General features: G+C 68.7%; 12 protein-coding genes and 1 pseudogene. 5 read left to right on the forward strand and 8 right to left on the reverse strand.

Features of this window, described 5'->3' with window-relative positions; genetic code table 11:
* Nucleotides 1-47: 47 nt before the first annotated feature.
* The 5 genes from OG395_RS15365 to OG395_RS15385 form a co-directional block, all read right to left on the reverse strand.
* The gene (locus tag OG395_RS15365; RefSeq protein ID WP_327243445.1) at nucleotides 48-3077 is read right to left on the reverse strand and encodes an alpha-mannosidase; all 3030 of its coding nucleotides are present in this window, start codon (nucleotides 3075-3077) and stop codon (nucleotides 48-50) included.
* 70 nt (nucleotides 3078-3147) lie between these two features.
* On the reverse strand, nucleotides 3148-4401 hold the full coding sequence (locus OG395_RS15370) for a glycoside hydrolase 5 family protein (RefSeq protein WP_327243446.1): 1254 nt from the start codon (nucleotides 4399-4401) through the stop codon (nucleotides 3148-3150).
* Nucleotides 4402-4447: 46 nt separating this feature from the next.
* Nucleotides 4448-5308, reverse strand: coding sequence for a carbohydrate ABC transporter permease (locus OG395_RS15375; RefSeq protein ID WP_327243447.1), 861 nt, complete (start codon nucleotides 5306-5308; stop codon nucleotides 4448-4450).
* Nucleotides 5305-6174, reverse strand: a complete 870-nt coding sequence (locus OG395_RS15380; RefSeq protein WP_327249348.1) for a carbohydrate ABC transporter permease — start codon at nucleotides 6172-6174, stop codon at nucleotides 5305-5307. The genes OG395_RS15375 and OG395_RS15380 overlap by 4 nt, the downstream gene beginning before the upstream one ends.
* Nucleotides 6175-6295: 121 nt before the next feature.
* The gene (locus tag OG395_RS15385) at nucleotides 6296-7591 is read right to left on the reverse strand and encodes an ABC transporter substrate-binding protein (RefSeq protein WP_327243448.1); all 1296 of its coding nucleotides are present in this window, start codon (nucleotides 7589-7591) and stop codon (nucleotides 6296-6298) included.
* A gap of 414 nt (nucleotides 7592-8005) precedes the next feature.
* Between OG395_RS15385 and OG395_RS15390 the strand changes: the two genes are divergently transcribed.
* On the forward strand, nucleotides 8006-9025 hold the full coding sequence (locus OG395_RS15390) for a LacI family DNA-binding transcriptional regulator (protein WP_327243449.1): 1020 nt from the start codon (nucleotides 8006-8008) through the stop codon (nucleotides 9023-9025).
* 74 nt (nucleotides 9026-9099) lie between these two features.
* Nucleotides 9100-9306, forward strand: a complete 207-nt coding sequence (locus OG395_RS15395) for a DUF4287 domain-containing protein (RefSeq protein WP_327243450.1) — start codon at nucleotides 9100-9102, stop codon at nucleotides 9304-9306.
* A 208-nt stretch (nucleotides 9307-9514) separates the two neighbouring features.
* Here the strand turns inward: OG395_RS15395 and OG395_RS15400 are convergent.
* Nucleotides 9515-9655: pseudogene (locus OG395_RS15400) on the reverse strand (glycoside hydrolase family 11 protein); the annotation flags it as partial.
* Nucleotides 9656-9766: 111 nt separating this feature from the next.
* The gene (locus OG395_RS15405; protein ID WP_327243451.1) at nucleotides 9767-10903 is read right to left on the reverse strand and encodes a DUF2254 family protein; all 1137 of its coding nucleotides are present in this window, start codon (nucleotides 10901-10903) and stop codon (nucleotides 9767-9769) included.
* A gap of 437 nt (nucleotides 10904-11340) precedes the next feature.
* Here OG395_RS15405 and OG395_RS15410 point away from each other — a divergent pair, with 437 nt between their 5' ends.
* From OG395_RS15410 to OG395_RS15420, 3 genes are all read left to right on the forward strand, one after another.
* Entirely contained in the window at nucleotides 11341-12300 is a 960-nt protein-coding gene (locus OG395_RS15410; protein WP_327243452.1) for a polyphosphate kinase 2 family protein, read from the forward strand.
* 81 nt (nucleotides 12301-12381) lie between these two features.
* Nucleotides 12382-13545: an IS701 family transposase gene (locus OG395_RS15415; RefSeq protein ID WP_327249349.1), complete on the forward strand. Its 1164-nt coding sequence runs from the start codon at nucleotides 12382-12384 to the stop codon at nucleotides 13543-13545.
* 364 nt (nucleotides 13546-13909) lie between these two features.
* Nucleotides 13910-16642, forward strand: coding sequence for a cation-translocating P-type ATPase (locus tag OG395_RS15420; RefSeq protein ID WP_327243453.1), 2733 nt, complete (start codon nucleotides 13910-13912; stop codon nucleotides 16640-16642).
* A 183-nt stretch (nucleotides 16643-16825) separates the two neighbouring features.
* Here OG395_RS15420 and OG395_RS15425 read toward each other — a convergent pair whose 3' ends face one another.
* Complete coding sequence (locus OG395_RS15425; protein WP_327243454.1) at nucleotides 16826-17329, reverse strand: twin-arginine translocation signal domain-containing protein; 504 nt, start codon at nucleotides 17327-17329, stop codon at nucleotides 16826-16828.
* Nucleotides 17330-18019 lie beyond the last annotated feature (690 nt).

An 18019-nucleotide genomic window follows, 5' to 3' on the forward strand; every position in this document is an offset into this window, starting at 1 on the left:
CCGGCCGTTCCCTCAGCGGCTGAGCGACGACGCGTCAGCCGCACGCATCAGTTGCGCCCGAGCCGCAGCGTGATCAGCTCGAACGGGCGCAGCGTCAGCTGTACACCGTCGCCCGCCCGCTCCGGTACCGTCGCCCCGGCCAGCGGGCGCTCCAGCAGGTCGGTCACCGCGAGGTCACCGAGCTCGAATCCCGCACCGAGCCGGACCCTGGCGCGGCCACCCGTCGACTCGTAGAGCCGGACGACCACATCGCCGCTCGCGTCGTCGGCCAGCTTCACCGCGCTGACGACGACCGCGTCGTTGTCGACGGTCACCAGGGGCGCCACCGCGTGGTCGCCGGCCACCCGGCGCTCCGGCAGGTTGATCCGGAAGCCCTCGCAGACCGCGTCGCCGATCGTCGCGCCGGGCACGAGCGCGTGGCGGAAGCGGTGCACGCCCTGGTCGGTCTCGGGGTCGGGGAAACGCGGGGCACGCAGCAGGGACACCCGGACGGTGGTGGTCGTCCCGGAGGTCGAGTCGCGGACGGTACGGGTCACGTCGTGGCCGTACGTCGAGTCGTTGACGAGCGCGACGCCCCAGCCCGGCTCCTCCAGGTGGACGAAGCGGTGGTTGCACGCCTCGAACTTGGCTGCCTCCCAGCTGGTGTTGGTGTGGGTGGCCCGGTAGAAGTGGCCGAACTGCGTCTCGGATGCGTACCGCTCTGCGTGGATGTCCAGCGGGAACGCGGCCTTGAGGAACTTCTCCGTCTCCTGCCAGTCGACCTCGGTGTCGATGTCGAGCCGCTTGACGCCCGGGGCCAGTGTCAAAAGCTGGGTGACCTTCGAGTCGCCGAAGCTGCGGACGATGCGTACGCCGACCGATCCGTCCTCCACGACCGGGGTGAGGTCGTCCAGGTCCGTCAGGTCGGTGACGGTGTTGCGGTAGAACGCGTCGACGTCCCACGCGTCCCACATGTTCGGGAAGTCGGGGTGGATCTGCAGCAGGTTGGCCGCCCTGCCGGGCGCCACGGTCTCGCGCTCGGCGCCGATGTCGTACGCGGACACCACCAGGCCGCGACCGTCGATCTCGACCTGCAGCAGGCCGTTGTCGAGTACGTAACCGCCGGCTTCCCGCGGTGCGAGCCGTCCGCCGCTGCCTGCGGTGACGGTTGCGGCGCCACCGGCCGGGACGCCGCCGCGCGGGTGCGGTGCGGAGTTGAAGAGGAGCGTCCCTCCCGCCGCGGTGTCGCCGGCCAGGGCCCGCTGCGCCGCGTCCACGATGGCGTTCAGTTCCTCGGCGACGGCCGCGTAGGTCCTCTCGGCCTCGCGGTGGACCCAGGCGATCGAGGAGCCGGGCAGGATGTCGTGGAACTGGTGCAGCAGCACTGTCTTCCAGATCCGGTCCAACTCCTCGTACGGATAAGGGAAACCGGTCCTCACAGCGGCGGTGGCGGCCCACATCTCGGCCTCGCGCAGCAGATGCTCGCTGCGGCGGTTGCCCTGCTTGGTCCTCGCCTGGCTGGTGAGGGTCGCACGGTGCAGCTCCAGGTAGAGTTCGCCGACCCACACGGGCGCGTTCGGGTACTCCGCCTCCGCCTTGGTGAAGAAGTCGGTGGGGGTCTCCCACGTCACGGTCGCCGACCCTTCGAGGCTGCGCATCCTGGCCGCCTTGGCGATCATCTCGCGGGTGGTGCCGCCGCCGCCGTCCCCCCAGCCGGACGGCGCGAGGGAGTGCTGGGCGACGCCCTTGTCCTTGAAGTTCTTCGCCGCGTGGGCGATCTCGCTGCCCTTCATCGAGCAGTTGTAGGTGTCGACGGGCGGGAAGTGGGTGAAGATCCGGGTGCCGTCGATGCCCTCCCACTGGAAGGTGTGGTGGGGGAACTTGTTGGTCTGGCTCCACGAGATCTTCTGCGTGAGGAGCCACTTGGAGCCCGCCGCTCTGATGATCTGCGGCAGGCCCGCCGCGAATCCGAACGTGTCGGGCAGCCACGCCTCGTCGTTCTCGATGCCGAACTCGTCGAGGAAGAACCGTTTTCCGTGCACGAACTGACGGGCCATCGCCTCGGAGCCCGGCATGTTCGTGTCGGATTCGACCCACATGCCGCCTGACGGCACGAATCGCCCGTCCGCCACGGCCTTCTTGACCTTGGCGTAGACCTCGGGGCGGTGTTCCTTGATCCAGGCGAACTGCTGGGCCTGCGACATCGCGAAGACGAAGTCCGGCTCGTCCTCCAGGAGAGCGGTCATGTTGGACGTCGTACGGGCGACCTTGCGGACCGTCTCGCGCAGCGGCCACAGCCAGGCGGAGTCGATGTGTGCGTGGCCGACGGCGCTGATGCGGTGTGCGGACGGCTCGGCGGGGGTCGCGAGGACCTCGGCGAGCTCGGCGCGGGCGGCGAGCGCGGTGCCGTTCACGTCCTGCAGATCGACCGCGTCGAGGGCGCGGCCGATCGCCCGCAGAAGGTCCCAGCGGCGGGCGCCGTCGACGGGAAGTTCCTGCATCAACTCGTCCAGCACCTCCAGATCCTGGACGAGGTTCCACACGTTCTCGTCGAAGACGGCGAGATCCATCCGGGCGAGGGTGTACTGCGGTTCGCTGCCCGCGGTCTCCTTGTCGCCGAGCCGCGTCGGCAGGAACGGGTGGTAGTCGAGGATGACCGGGTTGGAGGCGGCCTCGATGTGCAGCAGCACCTCCTCGCCACCTGCGACAGGGGCTCCGACGCGCACCCACTGATTGCGCGGGTTGAGGCCCTTCACCGGGGTGCCGTCGGGCCGGTAGACAAGGCCCTCGCACTGGAAGCCGGGCATGTTCTCGTCGAAGCCGAGGTCGAGGAGCGCCTCGACCGTGCGGCCCGCCCACGCCTGCGGGACGGTCCCGGCGACCCGGAACCAGCTGGTGCCCCAGGGTGCGCCCCACCGGTCGCCGACCGCGATCGGCACGGTCGGGCCGGCGAGGCCCTCGGCAACCGGTACGGGCTCGCCCGGCAGGGTCCGGACGGCGACGTCCAGTGGTACGGACTCCGGGTATACGGCCGGCCGGATGCGCTCGTCGAGGACGCGCTTGAGGCGGGCTTCGACCAGGCTGCGGTCGTCATGCATGAGGGTGGCTCCGTCGTGAGGTGGGGGCGGGTGGGGCGGATGCCGGGTGCGCGGGGTGCACCGGGCGGGGTCAGCGGACCTGGTCCGGGGTGAGGACGTCGGTGATGCCGCGCGCGGCCAGGTGCTCCGTGTTCCCGGCCTGGCTCGCGAGGACGGCCGTGGGCCGGACCCCGTCCGCGGTCAGCCGGGCGAACGCCCCGAAGAACGCGCCACCGGGGGCGCACGTCGAGCGACGGGGTGCGGTCTCGTCGTCGCCGGTGTCGACCACCAGGGCCGTGGTGCGGGGAGTCGGCCGGACGGCTGCCCCCCGCCGCTCCTCGACCATCCGGGCGATGGCTTCCCCGGCCGGTTTCACCTGTCGGTCGTTGGTCAACAGGCCCAGCCCGTATTCAAGTTCGGGGAAGTCGGCCAGAGAGCGGGACACGTCGTGGGAGCACCACCAGGTGACACCCCACACGTCCTCGCAGTCCAGCACGTTCGCGACGGTCGCCTCGGTGAACGCGGCGGCGTGCTCCGCGGGGATGAGCGGGGAGGGGGCGCCGACCTCCTGCAGCCAGACCGGCCGGTGCGGGTCGACGGCCCATGCCTTGGACAGTTCGATCAGGTAGGCGGCGTGGTGCTCGGTGGCGGTACCGGTGCGGCCGTGCCGTTGGGCGGTGCCGTTGAAGACCCAGGAGTGCACGGCGGTGACGGCGCCGATCCGGGCTGCGTGGGCGGGGGTGAACGCGTGGTCGTCCTGGTACCAGGCGGCGTCGTACTCGGCATGCAGATGCAGCTTGCCGGGCGCACCCTCCTCGCAGGCGTCGAGCAGGGTGCGCAGCCAACTTCCTGCCTCTGTCGGGGTGATGGGGTCGGGGTCGGGGTGCGGAGGGCCTGAGAACTGGTTGATCTCGTTGCCCAGCGTCATCCCGATGAAATTGGGGCGGTCGGCGAGGGCGGCGGCGAGCGTGCGCAGGTAGGCGGCCTGGCCGGCCACCACGTCCGGATCGGTGAAGATGTTCCGCCGGTGCCAGGTCTGCGTCCACGCGGGCAGGAAGTCGAAGCTCGACAGGTGGCCCTGCAGTCCGTCCACGTTGACGTCGAGGCCGCGCTCGGCTGCGGCGTCGACGAGCTGGACGAGTTGTTCGACGGCGCGCGGCCGGATCAGGGTGCGGTTGGGCTGGAAGAGCGGCCAGAGCGGGAAGACCCGGACGTGGTCGAGGCCGAGTACGGCGATCGAGTCCAGGTCGGCGCGGACCGCGTCGAGGTCGAAGTCCAGCCAGTGGTGGAACCAGCCCTGGCTGGGCGTGTAGTTGACGCCGAAGCGCAGCGGGGAGTGAGGCATACGGTACGGGTGTCCTGGTTCTTTGGTGCGGGGTGGCGGCTCGGGGTCAGCCCTTGACGGCGCCTTCGCCGACGCCCCGGAAGAAGAAGCGCTGCAGGCAGGCGAAGAGCACGATGAGCGGGAGCACGGCAATGATCGTGCCCGCGGCGACGAGCCGTTCGTCATTGGCGAAGGTGCCGTGCAGATAGTTCAGTCCGATGGTCAGGGTGAAGTTCCCCGGGTCGCTGAGCACGATCAGCGGCCACAGGAAGTCGTCCCAGGCCCCCATGAAGGCGAAGATCGCGACGACCGCGAGGGTGCCTCTGACCGAGGGCAGGGCGATCCAGAGGAACCGCTGCCAGACATTGGCGCCGTCGACGAACGCCGCCTCCTCCACTTCGTGCGGGAGGTTGAGGAAGGCGTTGCGCATCAGCAGGACGTTCATCGCGGCGACGGAGCCCGGAAGCAGTACACCGATCAGGGTGTTGTTCAGGCTGAGCTCACGCATGGTGGTGAACTGGGCGATGATGATGCCCTCGACGGGCACGAGCATGGCGAGGATGAACGCCAGCGTCGCGGCCCTGCGCCCCCGGTACCGCATCCTGGCCAGCGCGTAGCCGGCCAGTGCGGAACCGACACAGTTGGTCACCACATTGGCGGTGGCCACCTTGAGGGAGTTCAGCGCGTAGTCCCAGACCGGGATGGTGTCGGCGACCCGTGTGTAGTTGTCCAGCGTCGGACGGCCGGGCAGGAAGCTCGGCGGCGAGCTGAAGATGTCCTCGCCGGGCCCCTTGAGCGAGGTCGAGAGCTGCCAGAGGAACGGTCCGACGGTCAGCGCGAGTACGGCGAGCAGCATGACGTAGCGGAGCAGGATCTGCCAGGCCGGGATGCGGCGCCCCTCGGCGTCGGTGATGGTCAGGATGCTCACGCGTCCTCCTTGCGGTCGGCGCGGAGCACCAGGAGCATCAGGGCGACCGTCACGACGAAGATGACGACGGAGATGGCCGAGGCATAGCCGACCCGCCCGGTCAGTCCGGTGCCCACGCGCTGGACGAGCATCACCAGGGTGGTGTCCTCGCCGGCCGGGCCGCCGGAGGGTCCGGCCATCAGGTAGACCTCGGAGAACACCTTGAAGGCGGCGACCGAGGCCAGTGCCCCGACGAGGACCATGGTGGAGCGGACGGCGGGGACGGTCACGGTGAAGAACCGGCGTACGGCTCCGGCACCGTCCACGGACGCCGCTTCGTGCAGTTCCCTGGGGACATTGGCCAGCGCGGCCAGATAGATGATCATGTAGTAGCCGAGGCCCTTCCAGACCGTGACCGTCATCGCGCTGAACAGCAGCAGCCACTGGTCGCTGAGGAAGCCGACCTTGCCGATCCCCACGGCCTCCAGCACCGCGTTGATCAGCCCCCGGTCGTCCAGCATCCACACCCAGATCAGACCGACGACGACGATGGAGGCGACGACGGGGGTGTAGAACGCGGAGCGGAAGAAGGCTATGCCGGGGATGTGCCGCTGGACGAGCATCGCCAGCAGCAGCGGCAGGATGACGAGGGCCGGGACGACGCCGAGGACGTACAGCGTGCTGTTCCGCAGCCCGGTCCAGAACATGTCGTCATGGATCAGCTCCCGGAAGTTCGCCAGGCCGACGAACTTCCCGGGCATCAGCGTCCGGCGGTCCGTGAAGGCGTTGACCAGCGTGCTGAAGAACGGGAACAGGCTGAAGATACCGACGACGAGCAGTCCGGGTGCCGCGAACAGCCAGGGACTGAAGGGCAGATGACGACTGATCCGGTGGCCGGACCGGCCGGGGCCTGAGCGTGTGCGCCGGGCCGCCGGTACCGCTGCGACGGTGTCCCCGCGCGGCGGTGAATCGGCGGGCGATGGCACGACGGGGGTCTTCACGAGGGACTCAGCTCTGCTGCAGGAGCCGGTCACAGGCCTTGACAGCGTTGTCAAGAGCTTCCTTGGGGCTCTGCTTCCCCTGCAGGGCCTTCGCGATCTGATTCCGCAGCTCGGTCTTCATCTGGTCACTGAAGAGGACGGGCGTGTAATTGACCGCTGTCTTGAGGGACTTGGCGGCGGCTACCCGGACACGCGTCACGTCGGTGCCGTCCTCCTCGGTGAAGTACGGGTCGTCGAGGGATCCTGCGGTGCTCGGGAAGATGGCGACCTGCTTCGCGAACTCCATCTGGCGGGTCGCGTCGGTCACATAATGCGCGAAGGCCACAGCCGCGGGCTTCTGCTTCGTCTGTGCGTTCACCATCACGCCCATGACGTACATGTTGGCCTTGCCGGTGCTGCTGATCTGGTCGGTGATCCCGATGTTCCTGTAGAGACTCGGCGCCTGCTTCTTGAAGTTCTCCAGATCCAGCGCGCTACCGGGATTCATCGCCACGGAGCCGGTGAGGAACTTGTGGCCGGACGACTCGGGGGTCGCGGTCAGGGCCTGCGGATCGAGCGCCTTGGCGTCGTACAACTCCTTGTAGCGTGTGAGCAGTTCGATGCCCTTGGCGTCATTGAAGGCGAAGCCGGTACCGTCCTTGTTCATCAGCTGTCCGCCGTACCGGCCGAAGTCCTCGATGGTGGGGACGTTCGCCAGCGTGGCGACCTTGCCCTTGCTCTGCTCGGCCAGCTTCAGACCGGAGTCGAAGAGTTCGTCGTAGGTGGTCGGCGGCTTCTCCGGGTCGAGTCCGGCCTCCCTGAAGAGGCTCTTGTTGTAGAACAGCGGACCGGTGTTGAGGTACCAGGGGAAGGCGTACGTACCCTCCATGCCCGGTATCCGGTGGCTCTGCCAGGCACCGGGGAGGTACTCCTTGCGGTACTTCGACGCCGCCTTGTCGAGGTCCAGCGCGATCCCCGCCTTGGCCAGCGGTGCGACCAGGTCGGGCGAGACATTGACGACGTCCGGCAGGGTGCCGCCGGCCGCGTCTGCGCTGATCTTGTCCGCGTAGCCCTCGGCGGGCCGGTCGACCCACTTGACCTCGGCGCCCGGGTACTTCTTCTCGAAGTCCGCGATCAGCCCGGTGAAGTATGGCTTGAAGTTGGCCTGAAGGTTCCAGGTCTGGAAGGTGATCCTGCCCTGGACCTTGCCTTCGACCTTGCCGGATCCGTCGGACGAGTCCCCGGTCCCACCTCCACAGGCACTCAGCGGGAGGACGGCGGCGACAACGGCGGCAGCGGCGACTGCCCTGCGGGAGATACGCACGATGAACGGCTCCTTTGCTCGGACCAGGCGTGCGGACGGGACGCGCCGGATCCGTGCTGGACTCACCGGCTGCGTACGCCCAGCAGACCTTCCAATGCACGCGGCGCAAAGTCAATACATTCGCTTGAAATTACACCAGCTTTCGCCATACATGCAGGTCAGAGCGGTGTTTACAGGTACTGACGATGTTTGACTAATGCGCTTTAGGCGCATGGAACTCAAGCGCTTTAGTCACGGGGCGGACTTCGTTCGACCAGTGCCGTCGGAAGGCTTAGGATGCCCCGGGGAGGAGCGAGCACCGCGCCCCTCGAGGACCATGCGGAACGCAGGGAGAGGGCAGACCGGGTGACACCGAAGGGGCCGCCGGGCGGGGAGACTCCGCCGACCCGGCGCACACCTGCGCGACGGCCGACCATGAAGGACATCGCTCAGCGCGCCGGAGTGTCGGAGAGCGCCGTGTCCTTCGCTCTCAACGACCGCCCCGGCGTCTCGGAAATCACCCGGGACCGCATCCGGCGCGTCGCCGAACAGCTGGGCTGGCGGCCGAGCACCGCCGCCCGGGCACTGTCGGGCGAGGGATCGGCCACCGTGGGCCTCGTGGTGGCCCGCCCCGCGGCGAGTCTGGGTGTGGACTCGTTCTTCCTGCAGCTGATCTCGGGCATTCAGGAGGTGCTGGCCGAGCGCCAACTCGGCCTGCTCTTCCAGGTGGTGGAGGACGTGACCGCCGAGTGCGCCGTCTACCGGCGGTGGTGGGCGGAGCACCGGGTCGACGGGGTGCTGGTCGTCGACCCGCGGACGGACGACCCGCGTGCCGAACTGCTGGACGAGCTCGGGCTGCCCGGAGTCGTCATCGGGGCGCTCCCCGGCCGCGACACCGGTCCGCACCCGGGCCTCTCCCAGGTGCGCGCGGACGATGCGGGTGCCATGGCTGCGCTCGTGGGCCGGCTGCACGAGCTGGGGCACCGGCGCATCGTGCACATCGCGGGCCTGCCCACGCTCGCCCATACCGACCGGCGCATCCGCTCACTGCGCATCGAGGCGGACCGGCGCGGGCTGGCCGAGGCCCACTCGGTGACCACGGACTACTCCGATACGGAGGGGGCGGCCGTCACCCGCCGGGTGCTGGAACAGTCCGTCCCGCCGACCGCGATCATCTACGACAACGATGTGATGGCCGCGGCAGGGACCGCCGTCATCGCGGGGCTCGGCATCTCGGTCCCCCGCGACGTGTCGGTCGTGTCGTGGGAGGACTCAGCGCTGTGCAGGCTGACGGCCCCGTGGCTGACCGCGCTGTCCCGGGACACGATCGCGTTCGGGCGCATCGCCGCACGGGAGCTGACCGCGCTGCTGGACGGTGGCGCGGCCCGCACCGTACAGGTACCGCTGCCCGGGTTGATCGAACGCGGAAGTACGGCCCCGGCGCACGGCGGTTGACGGGGCCACACCCCGTCCGGCAGCACTCTTCCCGGCATTCGGCAACGGTCGTTGCGCCGTGGCAGACTGCGGTCATGACTGAAGCCGTGAAGGGCCCCGCCAGCTACTTTCCGTCGATCGAGAAGACGTACGGCCGGCCGATCCCGGAGTGGAAGGACCTCATTCGGTCCTCGCCCCTGACCAAACACATGGAGCTGGTCTCCTGGCTCAAGGCCGAGCACGGCCTCGGCCACGCCAACGCCCTCGTCGCGCACACCCTCGCGGAGGACAAGGGCAAGTAGCGGCCCCGTGATCGCCGGGTCGCCTCGGTGATCACGGCTATCATGGCCAGGGCGAGTTGCACCGAGTGAACCCAGTCGTCGGTGGCGTTGTCGCTGGTCGGCACCAGTTCGTGGGCGGTGCGGCATCCTGCTCTCCGAGGGCAGTCGACGGTCCCGCCCGTACCGCTCCGTCGTACGTACCGCCATCGCTGGTGACCGTGCCCTTTTACGTCCCGGTGGGCCGGTAAGTACCCCAGTTGTCAACGATGTAGTACTCCCCGAGTGGGTTTGCGGTCCCCCCGTGGAGAGCCAGATGTGCATTTCCGGAAGGGTTGAAGCTGCCCGAGTAGTTCCAACTCCTGCGTCGCCCCCTCCCACCGGAAACTCGGCCCCTTGTGCGAGCCGTTGTAAGACCTCCACAGAACCAGTGCCAGAGCTCGTTCTCGCGTGCGCACTCGGCTGGTGGCGCGCCCACAGCACCTCAACTGAAGGGCGGGTGCTTGTCGGTGAACTCCCGCTCGATCCACTCCTGCCGCTCCTCGATGGACCGACGGCACGGCTCCGGTGCTGTGTTCCGCAGCCTGCTCAGCAGCGCCCGAACGCGGGACAGCACCATCGGCGAGTTGGAGGCCGCCCAGAGCATGTCGTCGATCCCGACACGGATGAACTCGTCCCAGGACGGCAGGCACAGCACCACACGCACAGAGCCATCGCCCCCGGCGATCGACCGGGCGTCAAGGTCCGCCGAGGTGAGGTAGCGCAGCAGGTCTTCCGTGGCATCGAGAACCTGCACAGCGGTCGCCGGGTCGTTGATCGCCGAGGAGAGCGCACGCAAACCGATGTCGGACAGCAGCCGGAAGGCAAGCATCGGATCCTGGTGGAACGTGCGCTCGACCCCCGCGACCACCGACCGCAGCACCTGGTCGCCGGGGATCCGCCCGCCGCGCACCTCCGCCACGATGTCGCCTGTGTAAAGCGTGGCCCCGACCGGCACCCTCAGCACGATGACCGCATCGGCCGACGCAGCCACCCGCACCAGCCTCAGCAGGTCCACCTGCCCGACGACGACGGCACCGTGCGGCCACACGACACTCGACGTCACCTCGGGCAGGCGCCGGGGCCCGTCCCCCTCCTCTGCCGCCCGGGGTGCAGTGCCCGCAGGCGGATAGAAGGTGCGCAGCACCTTGCGTCCCCGGTCGCGTACATCGGTGAGGACGTGGGCGAGCTGGATGGACCGAAGGGCACCGAGCTGCAGCCGCCGAACCAGCACCAGAGCCGCAGCCGACAGGACCAGGGTCGCGGTGGGAACGGTCACCGACACGGTCGGCTGGGAACCGATGGCCAGAATCGCGGTGACTGCGAAGACCAGCAGTCCGACCACGAAGGCGAAGACGCGCCACACCGCCGGGTCGGACCGGAACAGGGCCAGCCGATGACTGAAGTTCCCGGCCGCCCACTGCACCACCAGGAACAGCAGCGAGAAGATCAGCGTGGTGACGCTCAACACCCCCAGACCGACCACCTTCAGCACGTCCACCGCCCGGTCGGAGGCCACCTGGTAGCCGCCGTCGATCCTCGGCAGGGCCCTCCCCAGTGCGAGCCCCGCCGCCGCGGCCACCGCTTGGGCGCTCCCTGCACGCAACGCGCGCCGTGGACGTACGACACGCTCGGCCGACTGATCCGAACCGAACGATGCCGGCGGAGGGACGTCCACGGTGGTCTCCGATCGAGGGCATGGCCGCAAGGAAATGACACGCTCGGACCACGGACGGCGCCTGGCAAGACACCATGCCGCCATACGGCCGAACGGACCTGCCACGCCCGTCTTCGGCACTGCCACCGGCTCAAGGATCGGGATGCTCATCCGGTTGAGCGTGCGTCGGTTCAGGCGAACGGCTGCGGTGCGGTTGCTCCGACCTCCCGGACGGCGGAGCCTGGTCGGTACGCCCTCGCAGAGCCGGCTCGGCTGCTGCTGGGGAAGGAGCCGATGGTCGCGGGCCGCGATCGCGGCGGCCGGCAGCGCCGGCCGTGACCGGAGAGAGGGGCTGGCCGGCGATGGCGGACACGTGGGCCAAGCGCATCGCGACGTTCATCGAGCCGCTGCGCGTGAAGCCGGGGTCGACGGTGGACCTGGCCAAGGACTTCGATCCCCGCTACAAAGGGCACCTGAAGAAGCGGCAGGGCGTCGAACTGCTGCGTACCGGCGTGTCGCTGCTGGCCGAGTACCAGATGCGGCTGGCCGCCCAGGACACGTACGGGGTGCTGCTCTGTCTCCAGGCGCTCGACGCCGGAGGCAAGGACGGGACGATCCGCCACGTCATGAGCGGGGTGAACCCGCAGGGCGTGAAGGTCAGCAGCTTCAAGGTTCCCTCGGCCCAGGAACTCGACCATGACTACCTGTGGCGCTACGCCCGCCGGCTGCCCGCGCGCGGAGACATCGCGATCTTCAACCGCTCCCACTACGAGGAGGTCCTCGTCGTACGGGTGCACCCCGAGGTTCTCGACCGGCAGAGGCTGCCGCAGCGCGTCCGGGGAACGGAGATCTGGGACCGCCGCTACCGGGAGATCAACAACTGGGAGCGCTACCTCACCGACAACGGGTTCAAGGTGGTGAAGATCTTCCTGAACCTCTCCAAGGAGGAGCAGCGCACCCGCTTCCTCAAGCGGATCGACCTGCCCGAGAAGAACTGGAAATTCTCCGCGGCCGACGTCCGGGAGCGCCGCCGGTGGGACGACTACCAGCTCGCGTTCTCCGAGATGCTGTCGGCCACGAGTACGAAGTGGGCGCCCTGGTACGTCGTACCGGCGGACCGGAAGTGGTTCGCGCGCATCTGCGCGGCCTCGGTGCTCGCCCACACGCTGATGGACATCGATCCCCAGTACCCCACGGTCGGGGACGAGGCCCGGAAGGACCTGCTCAGCGCCCGGCGGGAGTTGGAGAAGGAGGCCCCCCGGGGAGCCCAGGCCGACCCGTACACGAACCGGCGCCGGGCGAAGAGAGCGAAGCGCACCTAGTACTGCAACCGCATGTGGCGTGACGGGTCGTCGTTTTGGTCGTTGGGCTGACTGTGTGATGAATCGCTGACGGTCGCGCAGATCGAGGACTGGTCCGATGGGATAGCCGGGCTTCATGCCCGGTTTGCGGGACGTTTTGGCCGGTCGGAGCCACGTGAGCGGGCGTTGGACTACCTGTCCACGTTGCTCGCGCCGCTGGAAAGGAAGAATGGGTGGACGCTGGCTGAGCAGGCCGGCCAGCGTCGCCCGGACGGTTTCCAGCGGCTGCTGAACTTCGCCGACTGGCACGAGCACGCGGTCCGCGACGATGTGCGCGACTTCATCGTCGAGACGATCGGCAGCAAGGACGCGGTACTGATCGGGGACGACACCGGCTTCCTGAAGAAGGGCGTCAAGTCGGCCGGGGTCCAGAGGCAGTACTCCGGAACGGCCGGGCGCACGGAGAACTGCCAGATCGGCACGTTTTTGGCCTACGCCTCCGCCGCAGGCCGGGCCTTGATCGACCGCGAGCTGTATATCCCTGTCTCCTGGACGGATGACAGGGAACGGTGCCGGGCGGCCGGGATCGGTGACGAGGTGCCCTTCGCCACGAAGATCGAGCACTTCAAGTGGATGCTGCAACGCGCGATCGACGCACGCGTCCCTTTCGCCTGGGTCACCGCGGATGAGGCATACGGCCAGGTCAAACACATGCGGGCCTGGCTGGAGGAACGACACGTCGCCTACGTCCTGGCCACCAAGGTCAACGACACCGTGCCCACCACCGGCGGCACGGACGCCGAGGTCCGCGACCTGGTCACCGCCGTGCCCCGGCAGGCATGGAAACGGATCTCCGCTGGTGCGGGCGCGCACGGCCAGCGGTTCTACGACTGGGCCCGGATCGCAATCCGCCCGGCATGGGAGGACGGCTTCGGGCACTGGGTCCTGGCCCGCCGCAGCATCAGCGACCCCACCGAGATCGCCTACTACGTCTGCTACGGCCCCGTCACCTCCCGGCTGAAAGACCTGGTCAGGACCGCTGGCGCACGTTGGCAGGTGGAGGAATGCTTCCAGATCGCCAAGGGCGAATGCGGCCTGGACCACTACCAGGTCCGTCTCTACCGGGCCTGGTACCGGCACATCACCCTGGCAATGGCCGCCCTCGCCTACCTGACCGCCATCCGCGCCGCAGAAGCCGCAAAAGGGGCAGCGGAAACGACGAGCAAGACCTCATACCCCTCAGCGTCCCGGAGATCCGCCGACTGATCGGGCACGTCGTCATCACGCCCCACTGCCATTCCAACGAGCACCGTCTGCACTGGTCACACTTCCGACGCCGCAGCCAAGCCCGAGCCCGCCGCTGCCACTACCAACGCCGAGGCCATGACCCCCACATGCGGTTGCAGTACTAGGGCACTGTCCTGTCGGCCCTCGTGGATCGGCCCGGGGCGTCCGGTGCGGTGCATCGCACGGTGGAGGAACGTCCTCGTACGGGACGCACGTGGACGGCTCCGACAGCCCGGCGAGGTGCCGCGCCAGGCGTTCCGGGCCACGAAGACCGCCGGGACAGGGCCTGGGACGGACCGGCGGGCCGGAGCAGACCGGAGCAGACCGGCCAAGGATCGGAGGCATGACGATGACGGTGCAGCAACACCCGGCGGGGCAGCGTCCGCCGCCCCCGGCAGACTGGTACGCGCGTTCTCCGCAGGACGTCGCATCGGCGCTCGGTGTGGCCCCGGCCGTCGGGCTCTCCGCAGTGCGGGTGGCGGAGCTGCTGGCCGCGAAAGGCCCGAACGCGCTGCCCGAGGAGCAACCGCGCCCGGCCTGGCGGCGATTCCTGGGCGAGTACCGCAGCTACATGCAAATCATTCTCGTGGCCGCCGCGCTGGTCTCGTTCCTGATCAAGCAGTGGAGCACCGCGATCCTGCTCGTCCTGCTCACGCTGCTGAACGCGGTCGTCGGCCTGCGCCAGCAGGGCAAGGCCGAGAGCGCGATGAACGCGCTGAAGTCGATGATGAAGGCGACGGCCAGAGTGCGCCGCGACGGCACCGAGTCCGAGATCCCGGCCGAACAGCTCGTCGCGGGAGACATCGTGCTCATCGCCGCCGGTGACCAGGTGCCCGCCGACGGACGCATCATCGAGGCCAACGCCCTGCAGATCGACGAGTCGGCGCTCACCGGCGAGAGCGTCCCCGCCGCCAAGGACGCCGGCACACTGCCGCACGGGGAGAGCCGGCCGGGGCCCGGCGACCAGACCAACATGGCCTTCATGAACACCCCGGTCACGCACGGCAGCGGTGTTCTGGTCATCACCGGAACGGGCGAGGACACCGAGCTCGGCAAGATCTCCGGAATGCTGTCGGCCACTGCCAAGGAGGAGTCGCCGCTCACCAAGGAACTCAACGCCCTGACGCTGTGGATCGCGACGGCAGCCGGTCTGACCATGGTCGTGATGTTCGCCCTGGGCCGCGCTCGCGGCCAGGCATGGGACACGCTGTTCGTCAGCGCCGTCTCCCTGGCCATCGCGGCCATCCCCGAGGCGCTGCCCACGGTGACCCAGGTGATCCTCTCCGTCGGCAGCCTCAACCTGGCGAAGCGCAACGCCATCGTGAAGGAGCTGCCCGCGGTCGAGACCCTCGGCTTCACCTCGGCGATCAACTCCGACAAGACCGGCACCCTGACGATGAACCAGATGACTGCCGTCGAGGTGGTGAGCCCCACCGACCGGTACACCGTCTCGGGCATCGGCTACGGACTCGAGGGGAAGATCCACCACGCCGCGGGCTCCTCGGCGGGCATCGAGGACGCGATCCTCCCGTACGTCGTCGCCAGCGACGCGAACCTGGTGGACGGCACGGTCGTGGGCGACCCCACCGAGGGAGCACTGCTCGTCCTCGGCCACAAGGCCGGGCTGGACATCGAAGCGACTCGGGAACGGCTGCCCCGTCTCGCCACTCTCCCGTTCGACCCGGACTACAAGCTGATGGCCACCTTTCACAGGGCCGTCGATGCCTCGGGGCGGCCCGTTGTGCGTTGCTTCGTCAAAGGTGCGGCGCCGGCCGTCATGTCCCGGGCCGGCACCGCGCTGGCGGCGGGCGCCGCCGTCCCGTGGGACGCGGAGCTGAGCCGGCGCGCCCGCGAGCAGACCGAGCGGATGGGTAGCGAGGGACGACGTGTCATGGCCGCGGCCACCCGTGACCTGGACCCGGCGGACTTCGATCCGGACGGCGATCTCCTCGCCTTCGTCACCGATCTCCGGATGACCAGCCTCGTCGGCATGATCGATCCGCCCCGCGACGAGTCCCGTGCCGCCGTGGCCAGCGCCCAGGCCGCCCACATCCGGGTCCGCATGGTCACCGGGGACGACGTCACCACCGGCGCCGCCATCGCCGGGCAGCTCGGGATCCCCGGAGAGGCCATCCTGGGCGCGGACTTCGCCGCGCTGCCGGAACACGAACAACTCGCCCGCATCGACGACATCGGCGTCGTCGGCCGTGTCGCGCCGGAGCACAAGGTCCTGCTCGCCGACACCCTCAAGAAGAAGGGCGACGTCGTGGCGATGACCGGTGACGGTGTCAACGACGCGCCCGCCATCAAGGCCGCCGACATCGGCATCGCCATGGGCACGGGCACGGACGTGGCCAAGAACGCCGGCCGGATGATCCTCTCCGACGACAACTTCGCCACGATCGTCCACGCCGTGGAGGAGGGCAGAAAGCTCTACGACAACCTCACCAAGTACATCCGCTTCGTCCTCCTGCTGCTGGTCACCTTCGTACTGACCTTCCTCGGCGCCGCCTTCTTCAACATCGCCGCCGGTGAACCGTTCACCCCACCCCAGGTCCTCTGGGTCCACTTCATCGTCAACGCCCCCTTCGGCTTCGCCCTCGGCTTCGACCAGGTGAGCCCCGGGCTCATGCGGCGCACGCCGCGCCCGCGCGGGGAGTCGGTGCTGACCAAGGCCGTGCTGGTCACCATCGGCCTCGGCGGGCTGGCCATCACCGTCCTCCTGCTCGCCCTCATCAAAGTGGGCGAGAGCCACTTCGACAGCGTCCGGATCGGCAACTCGATGGCGTTCACCGCCTTCGCCCTCTGCTTGATCGTCGCCGCGTTCGAATGCCGCAGCGAAACCGGCTCGGTGTTCACGACCGCGACCTTCGACAGCAAGCAGATGAACTGGGCCGCATTCTCCGAGTTCGTCCTCGCAGTGCTGGTCACCCAGATGGACGGCTTCCGCCGCATCCTCGGCACCACCGAGATCGACCTCCGGCAGTTCGGCTGGGCACTGCTGGCCGCCCTCGTGCTCCTGCTCCTGTGGGAGCTGGGCAAGCTCCTGGCGCGCAGAGCCCGGGCCGTCGCCTAGCGCCGCCTCCGGTTACTGCTGGACGTCCGTTTTCTCCAGCAATCCGGCTCCACGGGAGCCGGTGAACACCACCACGTTCGACGTCGGCGATCACACATGGGCCTCCGTCGGGAGGCTGGGCCCGGCAGAGGGAAGGCTTCGCCAAGTGAGGCACGGTCGTGCGGCCTCGGCGCCGCATGGATCTCAGCCGACGCTGTTCTCGGTGACGGTGGGGGCGGGGAGTTCGCCGGTGCAGGTGGCGCGACCGTAGGTACCTGAGGCGGTAGCGCTCTGGACGTGCCTGCCGCGGATGGCGAGGGCGCAGAGGGCCTGACCTCCCTTGCCGTCGAGGGTGATGTTGACGCTGGGTGCCTTGCCGAGCGGAACCCGGACAGACTTCTTCCAGGGGAGCTTGGCGGTCTTCTCGACGGTTGCGTCGCCGGACTCGCTGCGGGCGAGGTAGGAGATCTCGACGGTGCCGGTGCCGGTGACCTCGTAGGTGACTTCGGCGGTGGGGACGGCGCGCGGTTTCGGCTCGTCCTCGGTGTTGAAGACGCCGTACAGGACGAGCCCGACGCAGGCGGCGACGACCGCGGCGGCGGCGACGAAGCCGCGGCGGTCCGTGCCCTTCGGGGTCGCCTGGTGCGACTCCGGGGGCACCGGGCTTTCGGTCGGTTGCGACGTATCCGTCGTTTCGGGCGTGGCCATGGAGCTCCGGCTTTCGTTCGGCGTGCGTTCCCGTCAGCGAACGCACTCGGTGCAGAACTGTGGGTTATACACGAGGTGATGCGGCCCGGTCGAGCGAGGAGAAATATCGGGCAAATGGCCAACGAGTCGCGCCAATTGCCCGAAATATGAGCCGACTTGACGGGCCATCCAAATCCCGGATAAATATCGCGCCGCCAAGATCGAACCCTCGGTTCGTTTGCGGTATTCCTGCGCGCACATCGCGTCGCAGAGAGCGAAAGGCGCACCTGTGAAAGTCCCCCGCAGGAGATATCTCTCCTGTCTCATCGTCTCGGCAGTAGCGGGAACCCTGCTACCGCAGGTGGCGTATGCAGCCCCCGCCTCATCGTCCGACGACGACGGCAAGGGTGTCGTCGACACCGTCAAGGCCTGGTTCGACGACGGCGACGACGACAGTAAGCCGCCCACCGGCGGGAAGCTGGCAATACCCAGCCGGCAGAAACTGCCGAAGGGCAAGAATCTGCCGAAGGCCACCCGGGTCGAGGAGTTGACGGGTAAGCGCACTTCGCAGGCCCGTTTCTGGCAGCTGTCGGACGGCCGGGTGGAGGCCGAGTTGTCGGCCGTGCCGGTCGACTACAGGTCCGGCACGTCCTGGAAGCCGATCGACACCGGGCTGAAGCCCACGAAGGTCAAGGGCTTCGAATTCGCCAA

The organism is Streptomyces sp. NBC_01320 (genome assembly GCF_035974375.1).
In the GTDB taxonomy this organism is placed as follows: Bacteria; Actinomycetota; Actinomycetes; order Streptomycetales; family Streptomycetaceae; genus Streptomyces; species Streptomyces yanii.

Coding starts and splice junctions, on each gene's coding strand:
- OG395_RS15410 (WP_327243452.1), top strand. CDS start 11,341: ATGGCGGACACGTGGGCCAAGCGCATCGCGACGTTCATCGAGCCGCTG.
- OG395_RS15365 (WP_327243445.1), bottom strand. CDS start 3,077: ATGCATGACGACCGCAGCCTGGTCGAAGCCCGCCTCAAGCGCGTCCTC.
- OG395_RS15420 (WP_327243453.1), top strand. CDS start 13,910: ATGACGATGACGGTGCAGCAACACCCGGCGGGGCAGCGTCCGCCGCCC.
- OG395_RS15390 (WP_327243449.1), top strand. CDS start 8,006: ATGAAGGACATCGCTCAGCGCGCCGGAGTGTCGGAGAGCGCCGTGTCC.
- OG395_RS15425 (WP_327243454.1), bottom strand. CDS start 17,329: ATGGCCACGCCCGAAACGACGGATACGTCGCAACCGACCGAAAGCCCG.
- OG395_RS15395 (WP_327243450.1), top strand. CDS start 9,100: ATGACTGAAGCCGTGAAGGGCCCCGCCAGCTACTTTCCGTCGATCGAG.
- OG395_RS15370 (WP_327243446.1), bottom strand. CDS start 4,401: ATGCCTCACTCCCCGCTGCGCTTCGGCGTCAACTACACGCCCAGCCAG.